Genomic DNA, 274 nt, shown 5'->3' with positions numbered 1-274 from the left:
GTATAATCCGAAGAGTTACCGGAAGAAAAGAATTGCTACGAAATACCCGCATATTACTTCTACTTATTTTCATGATAAGGGAGAGGATGTAGAAATTATTAAAATAGAAGGTTCTGTAGAAATCGCTCCTCTTCTTGGATTGGCAGATGCGATTGTAGATATTGTTGAAACAGGAAAAACATTACAAGAGAATGGACTTATTGTATTTGAGGAAATGCACTCTATATCGGCTCGGATGATTGTAAATAAGGCAGCCTTAAAAACTAAAAAAGAC

1 protein-coding gene is annotated in these 274 nt (G+C 35.0%); it reads left to right on the top strand.

Annotated elements, in window-relative coordinates:
- A partial coding sequence (gene hisG, locus SB717_RS35685; RefSeq protein WP_410907684.1) for an ATP phosphoribosyltransferase occupies positions 1-274 on the top strand: 274 nt, incomplete at both ends.

The sequence above is a fragment of the Priestia sp. SIMBA_032 genome (assembly GCF_046535215.1).
In the GTDB taxonomy this organism is placed as follows: Bacteria; Bacillota; Bacilli; order Bacillales; family Bacillaceae_H; genus Priestia; species Priestia aryabhattai.
The sequence above is the reverse complement of the archived record's forward strand: the minus strand, read 5'-3'. Positions and strand labels throughout refer to the sequence as shown.